Origin of the sequence: Streptomyces sp. BE303 (assembly GCF_036290945.1) — a bacterium.
GTDB lineage: Bacteria > Actinomycetota > Actinomycetes > Streptomycetales > Streptomycetaceae > Kitasatospora.
Map to the genome: position 1 here is coordinate 1 of NZ_JAQYWZ010000206.1, position 2,918 is coordinate 2,918.

Annotated in this window: 2 protein-coding genes; both read left to right on the plus strand. The window is 70.7% G+C overall.

Going from position 1 to position 2,918, the window contains the following annotated elements; all coding sequences use genetic code 11:
• Window positions 1–327: 327 nt before the first annotated feature.
• Window positions 328–990 carry a GntR family transcriptional regulator gene (locus PUR56_RS01170; RefSeq protein WP_329947467.1) on the plus strand — a complete coding sequence of 221 codons (663 nt, stop codon included), beginning with the start codon at window positions 328–330 and terminating at the stop codon, window positions 988–990.
• Window positions 991–1,628: 638 nt separating this feature from the next.
• Complete coding sequence (locus PUR56_RS01175) at window positions 1,629–2,918, plus strand: MFS transporter (RefSeq protein WP_329878737.1); 1,290 nt, start codon at window positions 1,629–1,631, stop codon at window positions 2,916–2,918.

A 2,918-nucleotide genomic window follows, 5' to 3' on the forward strand; every position in this document is an offset into this window, starting at 1 on the left:
AGTTCCGCAGCAGGCCCGGGGAGCGGGTGTCGGCGGTGAGTTCGCAGTGGTTCGAGCGGGGGGCCGCTTCCGCGGGGAGGATGCCGGGCGTGGTGGTGACGGCGCGAGGCATGGTGGCTCCTCGGCTTGTGGGGGACGGTGCACACCCGGCCCGGGCGGCGCCCGCACGGCGACCGAGGGAACGCCTCAGGTCGTCAGAGTCGAATTTAGTATACGAATAGGCTCGACGCAACATGTTGGCGAAAGGCTGGCCAAACCTCCATGCGGGCCCGGTGAGGTGCATCGGGAAGCATCCCACGCAGTGGAGATATCGAATACCATGAACGGATGGGGCACAGTAGCTGGGCGGAACGCATCCCTGCCGTGAAAAGCAAGGCGGACCTCGTCTACGAGAGCCTGCACAACGCCATCGCCCAGGGCGACCTCAAGCCCGGCGAGCGGATCAACATGGACGAACTGGCCCGCAGGTTCGGGATCAGCAAGATCCCCATCCGCGAGGCGGTGAAGCGCCTGGAGTCGGACGGCCTGCTGGACTCGCGCGTCCACGCCGGTGTCACCGTGGCCTCGGTCGACGTCACGGAGATGCGCGGCGTCTTCCTCGCCCGCGAGGCGATCGAGACACTCGTCGCCTCACTCGCGGCCGAGCGAATAGACGACACCCGCATCCGCGAGCTGGAGAAGATCCAGCGGGCCATGCACGCCGCCCTGGACGCGGGAACGACGGAGAAGATGGCAGACCTGAACTCCCGCTTCCACCGGACCCTGGCCGAAACCGCCGGCTACCGCGTCCTGGGCGAACTCACCGAACAGCTGCTGCTCACCATCCGCCGCTACCGCATCACCGCACCGTTGGGCGACCGGAACTGGCGCTCGGTGGTCGACGAGCACGACGTCATCGTCGAGGCACTGCGCCGACACGACCCCGAAGCGGCCGCGGACGCGGCCCGCGCCCACATCAGCTCGCAGGCCGCGCACGAGGGCATGGTCTGAGGCGCCAGGTCCCGGGGCGCCCCCGCGGGGTGCGGCGGCACACGATCACTTCGCGCGCCGCCTCTCCCCTGCCTGCGGCGGTTTGAGCGGCGACGGGGCAGGGGTCAGCACGAGCCGAGCGGGGACAGCCCCATCCGCTCCCGACGGGTGTCCCGCCACGGGCCGGCGGGGACGATCGCCGAGACACCGGCCTCCAGGGACCAGCGAACCGGTGAGCGTCGCCGCGGCGGAGAGGTGGCTGACCATCGGCTGCTGCTCGTAGTCGTAGGGCTGCCCGCCGTAACCGCGCTGCTTTCGGCGGTGCCCGGCGCGTCGAGCAACACCTGCCCGGCGTCCACCGAGCGAGGATAAGACGGTGACGACCACCCACGACCGGAGACCCCGGACACGCGGGCGTAGCCGCCTCCTGGAAGGACGCAGGCACGCACGGAGACCGGCTTCGCTTCGCCAGCCACCTGCAGCGACCCCCTGCAGCTCCCTCCCCAACCACGTACCCCATCCCCGAAGCACGCCGGACCTCGATATCCCCCGGGCACGGTGGCCCCGGTCGCCGGCCGGCGCAGTCCCGATGTGCACGCACGGCGCGAGCCCGCACCGGCGTATCCGGCGCCACCCCGGCACGAACCAAGGGCACCCCCGTGAACAACACCCCCAATGACACGGCGGGCATCCGCCGTACCATGCTCGCCGGCACGGTCGGCACCGTCATGGAGTGGTACGACTTCACCCTCTACGGACTCGCCTCCGCGCTCGTCTTCGGACCACTCTTCTTCGGATCCACCGACATCGGCGCCACCCTGGCCTCCTTCGCCACCTTCGCGATCGGATTCGCCGCCCGACCCATCGGCGGCGCCCTGTCCGGGCACCTCGGCGACCGCATCGGCCGCAAGCGCGTCCTACTGGCCACCCTCCTCACCATGGGAGCCGCCACCACCCTGATCGGCACCCTGCCCACCCGGGCCACCGCCGGACTGTGGGCACCACTGCTGCTGATCCTGCTGCGCATCTGCCAGGGCATCGCTGTCGGCGGCGAATTCGTCGGCGCCGTCCTGCTCACCGTCGAGAACGCCCCCGCCGGCCGACGCGGCCTCTACGGATCCGTCCCCGCCATGGGCACCGGCGCCGGCTTCGTCCTCGCCAGCGCCGTCTTCGGCACCGTCTCCCTCCTGCCCGACGACGCCTTCCTCACCTGGGGCTGGCGCATCCCCTTCCTCCTCAGCATCGCCCTCATCGCCTTCGGGCTCTGGCTGCGCAGGAGCATCGACGAGACACCCGCCTTCACCGACCTCGCCCAACGAGGCGCCACCGTGCGCTACCCACTCGCGACCGTCCTGCGCGAACACCCCGGCGCGGTGGCCCGGGTCATGGGCATCACCGTCTCCGGCTTCATCTGGGGCTACCTCATCCAGGCCTTCGCCCTCTCCTACGCCACCAAGAACCTCCACATCCCCCGCTCCACCATGCTCTGGGCCATCACCCTCGCCTCCGCCCTCGAGATCGCCGCCATCCCCTTCTGGGGCCGCCTCTCCGACCGCATCGGCCGACGCGCCACGGTCACCGCCGGCCTCGCCTGCACCGCCGCCTACGCCTACCCCTTCTTCCGCCTCCTGGAGACCAGGAGCACCCCCGTCATCCTGATCGCCCTCATCGGCGCCATCCCCCTCTGCAAGGACATGGTCTTCGGCCCGCAACCCGCCCTCGTCGCCGAACAGTTCGACGCCCGCATCCGCTTCAGCGGCGTCAGCATCGGCCGCGAGTTCGGCGGCGCCCTCTTCGGCGGCACCGCCCCCTTCATCGCCACCGCCCTCGTCGCCGGCAGCCACTCCATCACCCCCGTCGTCCTCTACGTCATCGCCGGCTGCGCCGTCACCGCACTCGCCGTCCTCACCGGCCGCGAGACCGCCCACGGCGAGATCAGAGACACCTGA

Bases quoted from the DNA above. Each gene is read 5' to 3' on its own strand.
- PUR56_RS01170 (WP_329947467.1), top strand. From the start codon at position 328: ATGGGGCACAGTAGCTGGGCGGAACGCATCCCTGCCGTGAAAAGCAAG.